This window comes from Streptomyces sp. CB03238 (assembly GCF_002099185.1).
GTDB lineage: Bacteria > Actinomycetota > Actinomycetes > Streptomycetales > Streptomycetaceae > Streptomyces.
Window position 1 is genome coordinate 274,198 of sequence record NZ_NBCN01000010.1, and the last position, 14,508, is coordinate 288,705.

The following is a 14,508-nucleotide window of genomic DNA, read 5'->3' on the forward strand; positions in this document are numbered from 1 at the left end:
CTACCCCGCAATCCGTACGGTCGTGCTGGCGCCCCAGATCGCCAGGCTGAGGAAGAAGTCCAGGACGTTGATGGCGACGATGGACGTCCGCACGCCCCGGCCCACCGCGACACCGACACCGGCCGGGCCGCCGCTCGCGTAGTAGCCGTAGTAGCAGTGCACCAGGATGATCACGACGGCGAAGACGATCACCTTGCCGAAGGACCACAGCACGTCCACCGGCGGCAGGTACTGCTGGAAGTAGTGGTCGTACGTGCCCGCCGACTGGCCGTAGTAGCCGGTCGTGATGGTCCGGGCGGCGAAGTACGAGGACAGCAGCCCCACCACGTACAGCGGGATCACCGCCACGAAACCGGCGATCATCCGCGTGGTGACCAGGAACGGCAGCGACGGCACACCCATCACTTCCAGCGCGTCCGTCTCCTCGCTGATCCGCATCGCGCCGAGCTGGGCCGTGAACCCGGCCCCGACGGTCGCGGACAGCGCCAGCCCCGCCACCAGCGGGGCGATCTCACGGGTGTTGAAGTACGCCGACAGGAACGCCACGAAATTCGACGTACCGAGCTGATTGAGCGCCGCGTACCCCTGAAGACCCACCTCGGTCCCGGTGAAAAAAGAAAGAAATGCGATCACGCCCACCGTGCCACCAACCACCGCGAGCGCGCCGCGGCCGAAGCTCACCTCGGCCAGCAGCCGCAGGACTTCCTTCTTGTAACGGCGCAGGGTGCGCCCGGTCCAGGCCAAGGAGCGGCCGTAGAAGACGAGTTGGGCGCCCAGCTCCTCCAGGCGGTGCAACAGAGCCATGCGTCGTCAACCCCTCTGCGGAACGACTTGGAAGTACACGGCGGTCATCACGAAGTTCGTCACGAACAGCAACATGAAGGTGATCACCACGGACTGGTTCACGGCGTCGCCCACGCCCTTGGGCCCGCCCTTCGCGGTCAGTCCCTTGTACGAGGCGACGATCGCCGAGATCGCGCCGAACACCAGCGCCTTCAGCTCCGCCGCCCACAGATCGGAGATCTGAGCCAAGGACGTGAAGGAGGCGAGATAGGCCCCGGGCGTGCCGTTCTGGAGGACGACGTTGAAGAAATAGCCCCCCGCGACGCCCACCACCGACACCAGCCCGTTGAGCAGCACGGCCACCAGCATCGAGGCGAGGACCCTGGGCACCACCAGTCGGTGAATGGGATCGATGCCCAGCACCTGCATGGCGTCGATCTCCTCGCGGATCTTGCGCGCCCCGAGGTCCGCGCAGATCGCCGTGCCGCCCGCGCCCGCGATCAGCAGCGCCGTCACGATCGGCGACGCCTCGCGCAGCACCGCCAGCACCGACGCCGCACCCGAGAAGGACTGGGCACCCAACTGCCTGGTGAGGCTGCCGATCTGCAACGCGATGACGGCGCCGAAGGGAATCGACACCAGAGCGGTCGGCAGGATCGTCACACTCGCGATGAACCATGCCTGCTGGATGAACTCGCGCACCTGGAACGGCCGCCTCGGGAGCGTGCGCAGCACGTCCAGGGCCATCGCGAACAGGCTGCCGGACTGCCGGAGGGCGCCGATGGGGGAGAGGCTCACTTGGCGGTCGCCCCCTCGCGTTCGGCGATCGCTTCCCAGCGGGCCGGCCGAGTGATCCCGGCGCTCGGCAGCAGCCGGGGCGTCATGGGCACGCCTCCCTGGGAGTCGTCGATCCCGGCCAGCTCCTGCGCGACCTGGCCGGCGTCCTTCTCCTCCGCCATGCCGATCGGCCCCTGCATGCGCCCGTTCAGAAACTGCCGTACGACCGGCTCGTCGCTGGTCAGCAGCTTCTCCCGAGGCCCGAACATCACCAGCTCACGCCGGAACAGCAGCCCGATGTTGTCCGGCACCTGACGGGCGGAGGCGATGTCGTGCGTGACGATCAAAAACGTGGCGTCGATCTGCGCGTTCAGATCCACGATGAGCTGGTTCAGATAGGCCACGCGCACCGGGTCCAGGCCCGAGTCCGGCTCGTCGAACAGGATGATCTCCGGATCGAGGACCAGCGCCCGGGCCAGCCCGGCCCGTTTGCGCATGCCGCCGGATATCTCGCCGGGCAGCTTCTCCTCGGCGCCGATCAGCCCGACCATGTCCATCTTCTCGAGGACGATCCGGCGGACCTCGCTCTCCGGTTTGCGCGTGTGCTCACGCAGCGGGAAGGCGATGTTGTCGTACAGGTTCATGGACCCGAACAGCGCGCCGTCCTGAAACAGCACACCGAAGAGCTTGCGCACCTCGTAGAGGTCGTGCTCCCGCAACCGGGTGATGTCCTGCCCGGCGATCCGGATCGAGCCCCGCTCCGGCTTCAGCAGCCCGACGAGCGTCTTGAGGAACACCGACTTGCCCGTGCCCGAGGGGCCGAGCATGACCGAGATCTCCCCGGCGGGCAGTGTCAGTGAGACGTCCTGCCAGATGACCTGGTGGCCGAAGGACTTGGTCAGTCCTTCCACACAGATCTCGACACCCATCCGGTTCACCCTTCAGCCGTGGAGCAGCTCCGACATCTGCTCTACGGGGAGGGGCGGGCGGTCCGTCGCACGGAATACCGAAATTTTTTACGGGGGCGAAACAGCAGCGACACCGACCCGCACCCGGCATCCGGCCGGGGTGGGGCCGTGCAGGGTCGCCCCCGCAGAGGCCGGCGGCTTCGTAACGGCTCCCGCCCGACGCACCCAAGGCCGCCGGCCTCGAGGAGGTGAGCCCGGAGGGGCCACGCCCCCCGAACCGGGCGTGGCCGCCGGGCGGTCAGGGGGCCGGCACCTCGGGCGTATCCGGCAGCTGCGGCGCACCCGGCACCTGCGGCGCCTCGGGCGTATCGGGCACCTGGGGGACCTCCGGAACGTTCGGGGCCTCCGGAACGTCCGGGGCCTCCGGGACGCCCGCGACCTCGGGTACATCCGAGACCCCCGGAAGTGCCGGGACCTCCGGGACCTCCGGGACGTCCGCGACCTCCGGAACCGGCGGAACCTCCGGAACCTCCGCGCCGGGCAGCGGCGGCAGCGGCGGCAACACCGGAAGCGCGGGCTTCGTGAGGAGCGGGCTCGGGCCCGTGGACGGGGCGCCGCCCCGCAGGCCCGGGGCGGGCTGTTCCCAGGTCGCCGAGGCGGCCGGGGGCGACACCCGCGGGTGCGCGCCGTCACCGGGGCGTACGTCCGCCGTCCCGGAGGTGGCCGGCGCGGACGCGGGCCGGTCCTGGGGCCAGTCGTGGGCGTACGGCGCCACGAACCCCGCGACGGCAAGGGTCGCCGCCGTCGAGGCCGCGGCCACCACGTGCGCGTTGCCGACCCCGCGCGGCCGGCCGCGCCCGCACAGCCACAGGACCAGGCCGAGCGTGGCCGCCAGGGAGTTGCGCAGCGTACGGCGGGCGCGGGCCAGCAGTGACTCGACCGTGCGGTAGCTGAGGCCCATCTTCCGGGCGACCTGCCCGACGTCCAGGTCCTCGGACTTGAGCCACAGCGCCTCCGCCTGCCGTGCGGGCAGCTCCCCGCTCCGCCGGGCCAGCCAGGTCGCCTCGGCCCGGTCGCAGACCACCTCGTCGACCGGCGCCGGGCCGGGCGGGACCAGCGCGGCGGCCCGGCCGGGGTCGGCCTCGCGGCGGACCTGCCGGTGGCGGTCGACGCACAACCGCATGGTCACCGTCGTCAGCCAGGCGCCGAGGCGCTCGTCGTCGAGGTGGGGCTGTTCGGCGGCCCGCAGCATCGCCTCGTGCACGGCGTCCTCGGCGTCCTCCGGGGTCATGGACCTGCGGCGGGCCACCTTGAGCAGCTGCTCGCGGTGGCTCCACGCCCGCTGCCACCGGTCGTCGTCCGACGGTGCATGCATGTCCGTAGCCATGAGGGCCCCTTCGCGCTCACCCGCCGGTCCCTGCCGCCCGGCGGGACGCGACATTACCGCCCGGTATCCGGAGTTGTGGAGGGGGCGGCCACCATCGAGTCCTTACCGTTGCCCACGGGCCCACCAGGGAGGACGTCCACGGCATCCGGAACCGGAACCACAGGTTCCGACGGCACGGCCGGCCCGCCCGACGGTGGCCGCGTCGGCGAGCCCGACGCCGACGGTGAGGGCGACGGGGGCGACGAGGGCGACGCCTGGGAAGGCGCGGGCGTGGGCACCGGCTTCCGCGACGGCGCCGGGGAGGGCGCCGCACCGCGGCCGTCGTCACCCGAACCGGCCGGCTCGGCGGGTGCCTTCGACGGCGAGGCTCCTGGCCGCCCCTCCGCCGCCGGGTCCGGAACGACCCGGTGGCCCTCCAGGAAGTACGCGAACCAGGCCCTGACCGTGCGCAGGTAGGCGGACGAGTGGTTGTAGCCGAGGATCGCCCGGTCCAGGTCGTACGGGTCGGAGAGGTCCCGCCCGCCCGCGCACAGGTAACGCCCCGCCGCGAGCGCCGCGTCGTGGACGTTGCCGGGGTCCGCGACGCCGTCCCCGTTGGCGTCGGCGCCCCACACCGCCCAGGTCGAGGGGATGAACTGCATGGGCCCGACGGCCCGGTCGTACACCGTGTCCCCGTCGTACGCGCCCCCGTCCGTGTCCCTGATCAGCGCGAACCCGTTGCCGTCCAGGCGCGGTCCCAGGATCGGCGCCAGGGTCGTGCCGTCGGTGCCCACCCGGCCGCCGCGCGCGTGCCCCGACTCCACCTGGCCGATCGCGGCCAGCAGTTGCCACCGCAGGCGGCAGCCGGGCGCGCTGTCCGCCAGCCGCTCCTCCGCCTGCCGGTACGCCGCGAACACGGTGGCCGGCAGTGTGCCACCGCCCCCCACGGCGTGGCCCCGCGACGACGCGCGGCGGCCCTTCTCCGCCGCGCCCGGCGTCCGCAGCGGCGGCAGCTCCGTACGGTACGGCGAGTCGCCGGAGACGCTCGCCCCCGGCGCGGCCGCGGCCTCCTCCCGGGCCGCCGAGGCGGAGGCCGACGCCGAGGCCCCCGGTGCCTGCGACGCGGTCAGCGCCGCCATCGCCGCCGCGGCGGCCACCGTTCCCCGGACCGCCCTGCCCCTGTGCGCTGCTCTCATGGCGTACGCCCCTCCATGTCGACCTGTGCGACCGTCCTGTCACCTCCTCTACGGGCCAGTAGCCCCCGTCCGTCGCACGCGGGTGCCGCGATTGCATACCGTGGGGGCATGCAGCGACTGAGAGTGGAGTTCACGACAGAGCCCTTCGACCTCGACGAGGCACCGGCCCACGCCGTGGTGGCCCGTGAGGTCATCCAGGCGGCCGACCTGGACGCCGTGGACGTGGGCCCGTTCGGCAACACGGCCGAGGGTGGCGCGGACGCGGTGCTCACCGCGGTCGACGCCCTCCTCCGCCAGGCCCTGGGCGCGGGCGCCACCCGGGTCTCGCTGCAGGTCAACGTGATCGGCGAGACCGGGGGCAGCCCGGCGGCAGGGGAGGACGAGAAGTGACCGAGCCGGGAGATCACCCCCTGGTCACCGCGGTGAAGCCGCTGGTGGACGCGATGGGCGCCCAGATACTGGGACCGGAGCAGGCGACGATCGACGACGTGGTCCTGGCCTGGGAGGGCGAGGACGTCCTCGCCGTACGGCTGCCGCAGCTCGCCGACTCGCTGGATCACATCCTGGCGGCGATGGAGCGACGGCACGGCAAGCCGCTCGCCGAGCTGGACCGCAAGACCAAGCAGGCCGTCGTACGGACTCTGGAGGCGCGCGGCGCCTTCTCGGTCCGCCATGGCGTGGAGACGGTGGCGGGCGCGCTCGGCGTCAGCCGGTTCACCGTCTACAACTACCTGAACAGGGAAAATGCCGCGAAGAGTGAGTAGATGAGCACAGTGCGCAATCGGCCGCCGTCCAGATGTCGGGACGGCGGCTTTTGTGTCACCGAAGTTTCAACAAAGTGTTGACGGAGCGTTGGCCTAGGGCGTTAGCTATCCGCAGCCCGTCCAAGCACAGGAAAAACAGCCACGGAGGCTCCCGTGACTTCGAGTACGACACCGGGCCTCGCCCGGTTCAACACCTCCGCGGACAGCGACGCGCTCGCCGCCCTGCACGAGGTGTGTGCCAGTTCGGCGTGGGGGAGCAAGCTGCTCGCCCAGCGCCCGTACGCCACCACCGAGGCCCTCCTTCTCGCCAGTGACGCCGCCATGGCCGAACTGACGGCGGAAGACCTGGCCGAGGCGATGGCGGGGCACCCGCCGATCGGCCGCCCGAAGCCCGGTGACCCGACCTCCTCCCGCGAACAGAGCGGGATGGCCGGCGCCTCCGAGGACCTCAAGGCGGAACTGCTCGAACTGAACCTGGCGTACCAGGAGAAGTTCGGCCACGTCTTCCTCATCTGCGCCACCGGCAGGACCGGCGAGCAGATGCGCGACGCGGTCCGCGAGCGGATCGGGAACTCGCCCGAGCAGGAGCGGGAGATCGTCCGCACCGAACTGGGCAAGATCAACCGCATTCGCCTGACCCGCCTCGTAGAGGAAGAGAACGCCGCATGAGCACGGAAACCACCGCATCGGTGTCCACGCACATCCTGGACACCAGCATCGGCCGCCCCGCCGAGGGCGTCGCCATCTCCCTGTCGGCCCGCAGTGGGTCCGGCGCGGAGTGGGTGGCGCTCGGCGGCTCGGCGACCGACGCGGATGGGCGTTGCAAGGACCTGCCGGCCCTGCCGGAAGGCACCACCCACGTACGTCTCGACTTCGAGACCGAGGCGTACTTCGACAAGAAGCAAGCCGAGGCGCAGCAGGACGCCCCCCGCGTAAGGGACAGCGGCGCGTTCTTCCCGGAGGTGGCGATCACGTTCGCCGTCGTACCGGGCGAGCACTACCACGTACCGCTGCTGCTCAACCCGTTCGGCTACTCCGTTTACCGAGGGAGCTAGCAGACACATGCCCACGATTCTCGGCCAGAACCAGTACGGCAAAGCAGAGAACCGCGTCGTCAAGATCACGCGGGACGGCGACACCCACCACATCAAGGACCTGAACGTCTCGGTCGCCCTCTCCGGCGACATGTCGGACGTCCACCTCACCGGCTCCAACGCCAACTGCCTTCCGACCGACACCACCAAGAACACGGTGTACGCGTTCGCCAAGGAGTACGGCATCGAGTCCGCCGAGCAGTTCGGCATCCACCTGGCGCGTCACTTCGTGACCAGCCAGGAGCCGATCCACCGGGCGCGCATCCGCATCGAGGAGTACGCCTGGGAGCGCATCGAGACCTCCGAGGCCAACTCGAAGTTCATCGGCGCGGACGAGGTCAAGCACTCCTTCATCCGCAAGGGCCAGGAGACCCGCCTCACCGAGATCACCTACGACGGTGAGAACTGGCAGGTCATCTCCGGTCTGAAGGACCTGGTCGTCATGAACTCCACCAACTCGGAGTTCTGGGGCTACATCAAGGACAAGTACACGACGCTCCAGGAGGCGTACGACCGCATCCTGGCGACCCAGGTCTCCGGCCGCTGGCGGTTCAACTGGACCGACGACGAGCAGCGCATGCCCAACTGGGAGAAGTCCTACGAGCAGACCAAGAGGCACATGCTCGAGGCCTTCGCGGAGACCTACTCGCTGTCGCTCCAGCAGACCCTGTACCAGATGGGTTCGCGGATCATCAACAGCCGTTCGGAGATCGACGAGGTCCGCTTCTCGCTCCCGAACAAGCACCACTTCCTGGTCGACCTCGAGCCGTTCGGGCTGAAGAACGACAACGAGGTCTACTTCGCGGCGGACCGTCCGTACGGCCTCATCGAGGCCACCATCCTGCGTGACGGTGTGGAGCCGAAGATCCCGGTCGACATGACCAACCTCTGACGCCAGCCCGGTGCCGCCCCGCCCGCCCGCAGTCGGGCGGGGCGGCACCGGACCGGAGGGACCAGCAATGGCACAGCCTGCAACAGGGCCGGCACCGGAAGGCCCGTGTTCCACCCCACCGGAGACCACGACCGCACCCGCCTCCGCCCCGACGGCGGACCGCCCCGCGGCGAAGCGCCCCGCGCAGCCCCGCACCGCGGCGGAGCGTACGGCGGCGGACCGCCCCGCGGCGGAGCGCATCGCGGTGTGCCACCCGGTGGACGAAAAGCTCCCCTTCTCGCGGCTCGTCCCCGCCGCACTCCAGCACATCGCCGCCATGTACGCGGGCGTCGTCACCCCTCCGCTCATCATCGGCCAGGCCGTCGGCCTGGACGCCGCCGGAATGACCCGGCTCATCGCGGCGAGCCTGCTCATCGCCGGCCTCGCCACCATCCTCCAGACCATCGGCGTCACGAGCATCGCCGGAAACCGGCTGCCGTTCGTCAACGCCGCCTCCTCCGCCGGAATCGCGCCGATGCTCGCCATCGCCGAGACCAGCGCCCCCGGCCACCAACTGCCCGCCATCTACGGTGCCGTCATGGTCGCCGGAGTGTTCTGCCTCGCCGTCGGTCCCTTCTTCGGCCGCCTCCTCCGCTTCTTCCCGCCCCTGGTCACCGGCGTCGTCATCACGCTCATCGGGGTGACCCTGATGCCCGTACCGGTGAGCTGGGCCCAGGGCGGGGACAAGCACGCCGCCGACTTCGGCGCCATGAAGTACCTAACGCTCGCCGCCTTCACGCTCGTCGTGATCCTGCTCTTCCAGCGCTTCGGCAAGGGCTTCGTCAAGCAGATCGCGCTGCTGCTGGGCCTGTTCATCGGCACCCTCGCCGCGATCCCCTTCGGGATGGCCGACTTCGCCACCCTCCGCGAGGCCCCCGTCGCCGCCCTGCCCTCGCCCTTCGCCTTCGGCGCCCCCGAGTTCCAGCCCGCCGCGATCCTCTCCCTGTGCATCGTGATGCTGGTGCTGATGACCGAGTCCAGCGCCGGAATGCTCGCCCTCGGCGAGATCTGCGAGCGCCGCACCGACGGCAAGACCATCACCCGTGGTCTGCGTACGGACGGCATCGCCACCCTGATCGGCCCCGTCTTCGGCGGGTTCCCCACCTCGGCCTTCGCCCAGAACGTCGGCGTCGTCTCCCTCACCCGGGTGCGCAGCCGCTACGTCGTCGCGGTCGCCGGCGGCGCGCTCCTGGTCCTCGGGATCTTCCCGGTGCTCGGCGCGGTCGTCTCGCTCGTCCCGATGCCCGTCCTGGGCGGCGCCGGTATCGTCCTGTTCGGCTCGATCGCGGTCAGCGGCATCCGTACGCTCTCCGAGGCCGGACTCGACGACAGTTCCAACATCATCCTGGTGGCCGTCGCACTCGGAGCGGGCATCATCCCGCTCGCCGCGCCCACCTTCTACGCACACTTCCCGGCCTGGGCACAGACCGTGCTCGGCTCCGGGATCAGCGCCGGAGCGCTCGTCGCGGTCCTGCTCAACCTGTTTTTCCACCATCTCGGCACCCGGAGCCGTCACCCGGTCCCGGCACTCAAATCCTCCTAGGGTCCTGCCGTGCCCTCCCCCAAGGAGTCCGACAAGCTCCCTCCAGGGGGGACCCCCCACCGCCACTGCCACTGAAAGAAGAAGGAAGCACCATGGCACCTTCGGCAGCCCAGAGCGCTCCCCAGCGCATCGTGATCGAGAACTGCGCGATCGCGACCGTCGACGCCAACGACACCGAGTACGCCTCGGGTCACGTCGTCATCGCGGACAACAGGATTGAGTCCATCGGAGCAGGCAAGGCCCCCGAGGGCCTTACGAGCGTCGTACGGCGCATCGACGCCACCGGCCACCTGGTCACCCCCGGCCTGATCAACACGCACCACCACTTCTACCAGTGGATCACCCGTGGTCTGGCCACCGACCACAACCTCTTCAACTGGCTCGTCGCCCTCTACCCGACGTGGGCGCGCATCGACGAGCAGATGGGGTACGCGGCGGCCCAGGGCTCCCTCGGAATGATGGCCCGCGGCGGCGTCACCACCGCCATGGACCACCACTACGTGTACCCGAAGGACTCCGGCGACCTGTCCGGCGCCATCATCAAGGCCGCCTCCGAGATGGGCGTCCGCTTCACCCTGGCCCGTGGTTCCATGGACCGCAGCGAGAAGGACGGCGGCCTGCCGCCGGACTTCGCCGTCGAGACGCTGGACGGCGCCCTCGTCGCCACCGAGGAGACCGTCAAGAAGCACCACGACGCCTCCTTCGACGCCATGACGCAGGTTGCCGTCGCGCCCTGCTCGCCGTTCTCCGTCTCCACCGAACTGCTCCGGCAGGGCGCCGAGCTGGCCCGCCGCCTCGGCGTGCGGCTGCACACCCACGGCTCGGAGACCGTGGAGGAGGAGCAGTTCTGCAAGGAACTGTTCGGCATGGGCCCGACCGACTACTTCGAGTCGACCGGCTGGCTCGGCGAGGACGTGTGGATGGCGCACTGCGTCCACATGAACGACTCCGACATCGCCGCCTTCGCCCGTACGAAGACCGGTGTCGCCCACTGCCCCTCCTCCAACGCCCGCCTCGCCGCCGGCATCGCCCGCGTACCCGACATGCTCAAGGCCGGCGTGCCGGTCGGCCTCGGCGTCGACGGCACCGCCTCCAACGAGTCCGGCGAGCTCCACACCGAGCTGCGCAACGCGCTGCTCATCAACCGCCTCAACCCGGTGCACCGCGAGGCCGCCCTCAACGCCCGCCAGGCGCTGCGCCTCGGCACGTACGGTGGCGCCCAGGTCCTCGGCCGGGCCTCGCAGATCGGCTCCCTGGAGGTCGGCAAGCTCGCCGACCTGGTGCTGTGGAAGCTGGACACGCTCGCCCACGCCTCCATCGCCGACCCGGTGACCGCCCTCGTCTTCGGCGCGGCCGCGCCGGTCACGGCCTCGTTCGTCAACGGCAAGCAGATCGTCGAGAACAACCGCCTGCTGACCGTCGACGAGGACGCCATCGCACGCTCCACCCGGGACGAGGCCCAGCGCCTCGCCCGTATCGCCGCCCAGGGCTGACCCCCTGGGGCGCACATCGCCGCCCGCGCCTGACGCGGGTGGGCGATCCACGAAGTCCGGTCGAGGGGGACGGCCCTCGACCGGTCGCCGTGGACCCGAGCGGGGTCCATGGCAGCCGGACCGGGGGGTGCCGTACCGCAATGAGGTACAGCGCCCCCCGGAACGGTGAAGCGTGTCCGGTCCCCCACAGCGACACGCATCGGGCGCAGTACCTGCAACACCTCCCTGAAACCCACGTCCCCGTGCACGTGTAACCGACCGGAGGAACCCACGTGGCCGCCAAGCCCAGGTTTCGCAACGACGAAGACGCCACCGACGCAGGAGCCGCCCCGGCGGACCGGAAACATCCGGTCGACGAGAGGCTCCCGCCCTTCAAGATGTTCACCAGCGGCCTCCAGCACGTGGCCGCGATGTACGCGGGCGTGGTGGCCCCGCCCCTGATCGTCGGAGCCGCCGTAGGGCTCTCCGGGACCGAACTCACCTTCCTCACCGGCGCGAGCCTGTTCACCGCGGGCCTCGCCACTTTCCTGCAGACCCTCGGCATCTGGAAGATCGGCGCCAGGCTGCCGTTCGTCAACGGCGTCACCTTCGCCGGTGTCGCCCCGATGCTCGCCATCATCGACACCACGGACGACAAGGCGGACGCCCTGCCGGTCATCTTCGGCGCGATCATCGTCGCCGGACTGCTGGGTTTCATCGCCGCCCCCTACTTCAGCAAGCTCGTCCGGTTCTTCCCGCCGGTCGTCACCGGCACCGTCATCACCCTGATCGGTGTCTCCCTGCTGCCGGTCGCCTTCGGCTGGGCGCAAGGCCCCAACCCGGCGGCCAAGGACTACGGTTCGACCACCTATCTCACCCTGGCCGGGATCACGCTCGTCCTGGTCCTGGTGCTACGGCGGTTCACCCGGGGGTTCGTCAAGCAGATCGCCGTACTGATCGGCCTCGTGCTGGGCACGCTGATCGCCATACCCTTCGGCGTCACCGACTTCAGCCCGGTCACCGAGGCGGACATCGTCGGCTTCCCGACGCCCTTCCATTTCGGCGCCCCGCAGTTCGCCCTCGCCGCGATCATCTCCATGTGCGTGGTGATGCTCGTGTCGATGACCGAGTCGACCGCCGACATGCTGGCGCTCGGTGAAATCGTCGAGCGGCCGGCCGACGAGAAGACCATCGCGGCGGGCCTGCGCGCCGACACCCTCGGCTCGGCGATCAGCCCGCTGTTCAACGGCTTCATGTGCAGCGCCTTCGCGCAGAACATCGGGCTCGTCGCCATGACCAAGATCCGCAGCCGGTTCGTGGTCGCCTGCGGCGGCGGCTTCCTGGTCCTGATGGGCCTCTCCCCGGTGGCCGCCTCGCTGATCTCCGTCGTACCGCGCCCGGTACTGGGCGGCGCGGGCGTCGTGCTCTTCGGCTCGGTCGCGGCCAGCGGCATCCAGACCCTGGTCAAGGCCGGCCTGGAGAAGGACAACAACGTCCTGATCGTGGCCGTCTCGCTGGCCGTCGGCATCATCCCGATCACGGCGCCGGAGTTCTACCACGCCTTCCCGGAGACGGCGAAGATCATCCTGGACTCCGGCATCTCCACCGGCTGTGTCGCCGCCGTCCTGCTGAACCTGGTCTTCAACCACCTGGGCAACGGCGGCCGCGACGCCGACGATGTCACCGCCCCGATGGAACCGGGCGAGGAGATCTCCGAAACCCGCGCCACCAAGACGGCGCCGGTGCACTGACGAACCGGGTCCGACCCAGTCCGACAGGGGGGCGTGTACGGCACCGGCGGGTGCCGTACACGCCCCCCTGCCGTGGGGCATCACGCGCATCGCGTCCGGTGACCCGGACGCACCGGAACCGCGCCCGGCGTCACCGGCTGCGCGCCCGCGCCACCTCACGGGCCGACGCGCCCACCTCGCCGATCACCGCGGCAGGCTCGCCGCCCTCCCGGCCTCCGGGTCGGTCGACACGCACCCGTCGGTGTCCTGCCGGCCGGCCACGCCGATGTTGGGCATCGAGTACGGCCGGGGGCGGGGCCGTAGGCCTCGATGGCGGAGAGGTACGAGCGGGGGCGAGCACGGCGCGTCGTGGGTCGCGGGCATGCCGCTCCCGGGTGCCCGCCCTCACCTCCCCGGGCGCCAGTCGGGGCGGCGGCCGCTGAGGCCGATCACCCGGTCGAGCAGGGGCGCGTCGTCCGGCACCGGGACCGGCGGGCCGAACGGGCCCCGCTGGTCCGGGTCGTCGGCGGTGGGGGCCAGCAGGGCGTACGAGGCCTCCAGGGACGCCTGGTCCGGCGCGTACTCCTGGCCGGTCGCCCGTGCCAGGTCCCAGCCGTGGATCAGCACCTCGTTCAGCGCGACCATCCCCGCCACCTCGCCCGGCAGGGTGACACCACCCGCCCTGGTGGCGCCCTCCCACGCCTCCGGGGCCCGCCACGCGGCGGCCAGCTCGTCGAGCCGGCGGGGGAGCGCGGTGCGCCAGTCGTGACCGAGCACCGGCAGGCCCGCCTGCGGATCCGTGTCCGTGGTGGGCCCGAGGTCCTTCCTCCCGGCGTCCCGGAAGGCGACCGCGAGTCCCACCAGATGGGCCAGCAGTTCCCGTACGGCGTACTCGGGGCATGGCGTCGGGGCATCGAGCCGGTCGTCGGCGACCCCGTCCAGCAGCTTCGCCACCCGGCGGGTCGCGGGTCCCAGATCGAGCATGACTGTCTCCGTGTGTGCGTCCATGTGTGGGCAGACCGCCACCGGCCCGGAAACTCATCGTCCCCCTCACCGCATCCTCCGCCCGCACTCGGCCGCCAGCCGCGGATACGCCCGCGCGATCGCCTCGTACACCCGCTTCCGCAGCAGCCGCTCGGCCTCCGCCCGCCCGGTCGCCGCGAACAGCCCGTCCAGCAGCGCGTCGTACCGGCGCAGCACATGGCACAGATAGTCCACCTGCCACCGCACCAACGCCCCGGCGGGCCCGGCCCCCGCCGCGCTGCCCCGCGACCCTGGAGCTCCCGGCCCCGGGGCCGGCACAGGTCCCGCCCCGGGCCCATGCCATTGCGCCGAGCCCGACCCTGGAGCCGGCCCTGGCCGCCCCCCGGCCGCCCCCGAGCCACCCCCCGGCCCCGAACCCGCGGCCGACCCCGACCCCGACCCTGACGCCGATCCCGATCCCGACCCCGACCCTGACGCCGATCCCGATCCCGACGCCGACCCCGACCCCGACCCTCCACCGGCACCCGCTCTCCCGCCCGCATCTGCCGCTCCACCCGCTCTCCCTCCCGCCCCTTCCGGTCCCCCACCCAGCAGCCGCCGGTGCCGCACCGCCCGCCGCTCGAGCTCCGCCTGCGGCAGCACCGGCACCCGGATCGGCTCCGCCCGGATGGTGGCGAGCACCGCCTGCCGGCGCCGCTCCGCGCCCGCCCGCGCAGCCGCCGAGCTCCGCCCCGCCGCGGCCGCGCACGCCGCGAACTCCGGCGTCCGCTCCACCGCCTCCACCCGCGCCAGCAGGTACAGCCGCACAGGCGCGACCGACCACCGCCTCGGGTCCCGCCCCTGCACGTCCGGTTCACCGAGCAGCTCCCGCACCATCGCGTCCGTCCACCCGCGCCGCCGCAGCCCGCCCAGCGTCAGAAACGTCAAACGCTCCGTCATGAATACCCCAGCCCCCGTCAC

Annotated in this window: 15 protein-coding genes; 8 read left to right on the forward strand and 7 right to left on the reverse strand. The window is 71.3% G+C overall.

All coding sequences use genetic code 11. From position 1 onward, the window contains the following. The 5 genes from BKD26_RS20340 to BKD26_RS20360 all read right to left on the reverse strand — a co-directional run bounded on the left by BKD26_RS20340 (position 1) and on the right by BKD26_RS20360 (position 5,030). Positions 1-804 carry an ABC transporter permease gene (locus BKD26_RS20340; RefSeq protein ID WP_019890370.1) on the reverse strand — a complete coding sequence of 268 codons (804 nt, stop codon included), beginning with the start codon at positions 802-804 and terminating at the stop codon, positions 1-3. Between the two features lie 6 nt (positions 805-810). Next, positions 811-1,581 (reverse strand): ABC transporter permease, encoded by a 771-nt coding sequence (locus BKD26_RS20345; protein WP_084900059.1) that lies wholly within the window; start codon positions 1,579-1,581, stop codon positions 811-813. Beyond that, on the reverse strand, positions 1,578-2,489 hold the full coding sequence (locus BKD26_RS20350; RefSeq protein ID WP_084900062.1) for an ABC transporter ATP-binding protein: 912 nt from the start codon (positions 2,487-2,489) through the stop codon (positions 1,578-1,580). Before BKD26_RS20350 ends, BKD26_RS20345 begins: the two co-directional genes overlap by 4 nt. Positions 2,490-2,766: 277 nt before the next feature. After that, positions 2,767-3,855 carry a sigma-70 family RNA polymerase sigma factor gene (locus BKD26_RS20355; RefSeq protein ID WP_084900432.1) on the reverse strand — a complete coding sequence of 363 codons (1,089 nt, stop codon included), beginning with the start codon at positions 3,853-3,855 and terminating at the stop codon, positions 2,767-2,769. Between the two features lie 53 nt (positions 3,856-3,908). Continuing rightward, positions 3,909-5,030 carry a lytic transglycosylase domain-containing protein gene (locus BKD26_RS20360; protein WP_241518748.1) on the reverse strand — a complete coding sequence of 374 codons (1,122 nt, stop codon included), beginning with the start codon at positions 5,028-5,030 and terminating at the stop codon, positions 3,909-3,911. Positions 5,031-5,138: 108 nt separating this feature from the next. On the opposite strand from BKD26_RS20360, the gene BKD26_RS20365 reads away from it, so the two are divergent. From BKD26_RS20365 to BKD26_RS20400, 8 genes are all read left to right on the forward strand, one after another. Beyond that, positions 5,139-5,420 (forward strand): hypothetical protein, encoded by a 282-nt coding sequence (locus BKD26_RS20365; RefSeq protein ID WP_073755033.1) that lies wholly within the window; start codon positions 5,139-5,141, stop codon positions 5,418-5,420. Then, positions 5,417-5,794 carry a helix-turn-helix domain-containing protein gene (locus tag BKD26_RS20370; protein WP_084900065.1) on the forward strand — a complete coding sequence of 126 codons (378 nt, stop codon included), beginning with the start codon at positions 5,417-5,419 and terminating at the stop codon, positions 5,792-5,794. Before BKD26_RS20365 ends, BKD26_RS20370 begins: the two co-directional genes overlap by 4 nt. 153 nt (positions 5,795-5,947) lie before the next feature. After that, entirely contained in the window at positions 5,948-6,463 is a 516-nt protein-coding gene (gene uraD, locus BKD26_RS20375) for a 2-oxo-4-hydroxy-4-carboxy-5-ureidoimidazoline decarboxylase (protein WP_084900069.1), read from the forward strand. Then, positions 6,460-6,849: a hydroxyisourate hydrolase gene (gene uraH / locus BKD26_RS20380; protein WP_084900072.1), complete on the forward strand. Its 390-nt coding sequence runs from the start codon at positions 6,460-6,462 to the stop codon at positions 6,847-6,849. Before uraD ends, uraH begins: the two co-directional genes overlap by 4 nt. A gap of 7 nt (positions 6,850-6,856) precedes the next feature. Then, positions 6,857-7,780, forward strand: a complete 924-nt coding sequence (pucL, locus tag BKD26_RS20385; RefSeq protein ID WP_073755029.1) for a factor-independent urate hydroxylase — start codon at positions 6,857-6,859, stop codon at positions 7,778-7,780. Between the two features lie 67 nt (positions 7,781-7,847). Then, on the forward strand, positions 7,848-9,362 hold the full coding sequence (locus BKD26_RS20390) for a nucleobase:cation symporter-2 family protein (protein WP_107417917.1): 1,515 nt from the start codon (positions 7,848-7,850) through the stop codon (positions 9,360-9,362). 92 nt (positions 9,363-9,454) lie between these two features. Beyond that, positions 9,455-10,855: an 8-oxoguanine deaminase gene (locus BKD26_RS20395; protein ID WP_084900074.1), complete on the forward strand. Its 1,401-nt coding sequence runs from the start codon at positions 9,455-9,457 to the stop codon at positions 10,853-10,855. A 377-nt stretch (positions 10,856-11,232) separates the two neighbouring features. Next, on the forward strand, positions 11,233-12,585 hold the full coding sequence (locus BKD26_RS20400) for a nucleobase:cation symporter-2 family protein (protein ID WP_241518760.1): 1,353 nt from the start codon (positions 11,233-11,235) through the stop codon (positions 12,583-12,585). A 384-nt stretch (positions 12,586-12,969) separates the two neighbouring features. Here the strand turns inward: BKD26_RS20400 and BKD26_RS20405 are convergent, their stop codons facing one another. Beyond that, complete coding sequence (locus BKD26_RS20405) at positions 12,970-13,548, reverse strand: TIGR03086 family metal-binding protein (protein WP_084900440.1); 579 nt, start codon at positions 13,546-13,548, stop codon at positions 12,970-12,972. A 66-nt stretch (positions 13,549-13,614) separates the two neighbouring features. Next, positions 13,615-13,794, reverse strand: a complete 180-nt coding sequence (locus BKD26_RS20410) for a hypothetical protein (RefSeq protein WP_241518749.1) — start codon at positions 13,792-13,794, stop codon at positions 13,615-13,617. Positions 13,795-14,508: the final 714 nt, after the last annotated feature.

Coding starts and splice junctions, on each gene's coding strand:
- BKD26_RS20340 (WP_019890370.1), bottom strand. CDS start 804: ATGGCTCTGTTGCACCGCCTGGAGGAGCTGGGCGCCCAACTCGTCTTC.
- BKD26_RS20350 (WP_084900062.1), bottom strand. CDS start 2,489: ATGGGTGTCGAGATCTGTGTGGAAGGACTGACCAAGTCCTTCGGCCAC.
- BKD26_RS20355 (WP_084900432.1), bottom strand. CDS start 3,855: ATGGCTACGGACATGCATGCACCGTCGGACGACGACCGGTGGCAGCGG.
- BKD26_RS20360 (WP_241518748.1), bottom strand. CDS start 5,030: ATGAGAGCAGCGCACAGGGGCAGGGCGGTCCGGGGAACGGTGGCCGCC.
- BKD26_RS20365 (WP_073755033.1), top strand. CDS start 5,139: ATGCAGCGACTGAGAGTGGAGTTCACGACAGAGCCCTTCGACCTCGAC.
- uraH (WP_084900072.1), top strand. CDS start 6,460: ATGAGCACGGAAACCACCGCATCGGTGTCCACGCACATCCTGGACACC.
- pucL (WP_073755029.1), top strand. CDS start 6,857: ATGCCCACGATTCTCGGCCAGAACCAGTACGGCAAAGCAGAGAACCGC.
- BKD26_RS20390 (WP_107417917.1), top strand. CDS start 7,848: ATGGCACAGCCTGCAACAGGGCCGGCACCGGAAGGCCCGTGTTCCACC.
- BKD26_RS20395 (WP_084900074.1), top strand. CDS start 9,455: ATGGCACCTTCGGCAGCCCAGAGCGCTCCCCAGCGCATCGTGATCGAG.
- BKD26_RS20400 (WP_241518760.1), top strand. CDS start 11,233: ATGTTCACCAGCGGCCTCCAGCACGTGGCCGCGATGTACGCGGGCGTG.
- BKD26_RS20405 (WP_084900440.1), bottom strand. CDS start 13,548: ATGCTCGATCTGGGACCCGCGACCCGCCGGGTGGCGAAGCTGCTGGAC.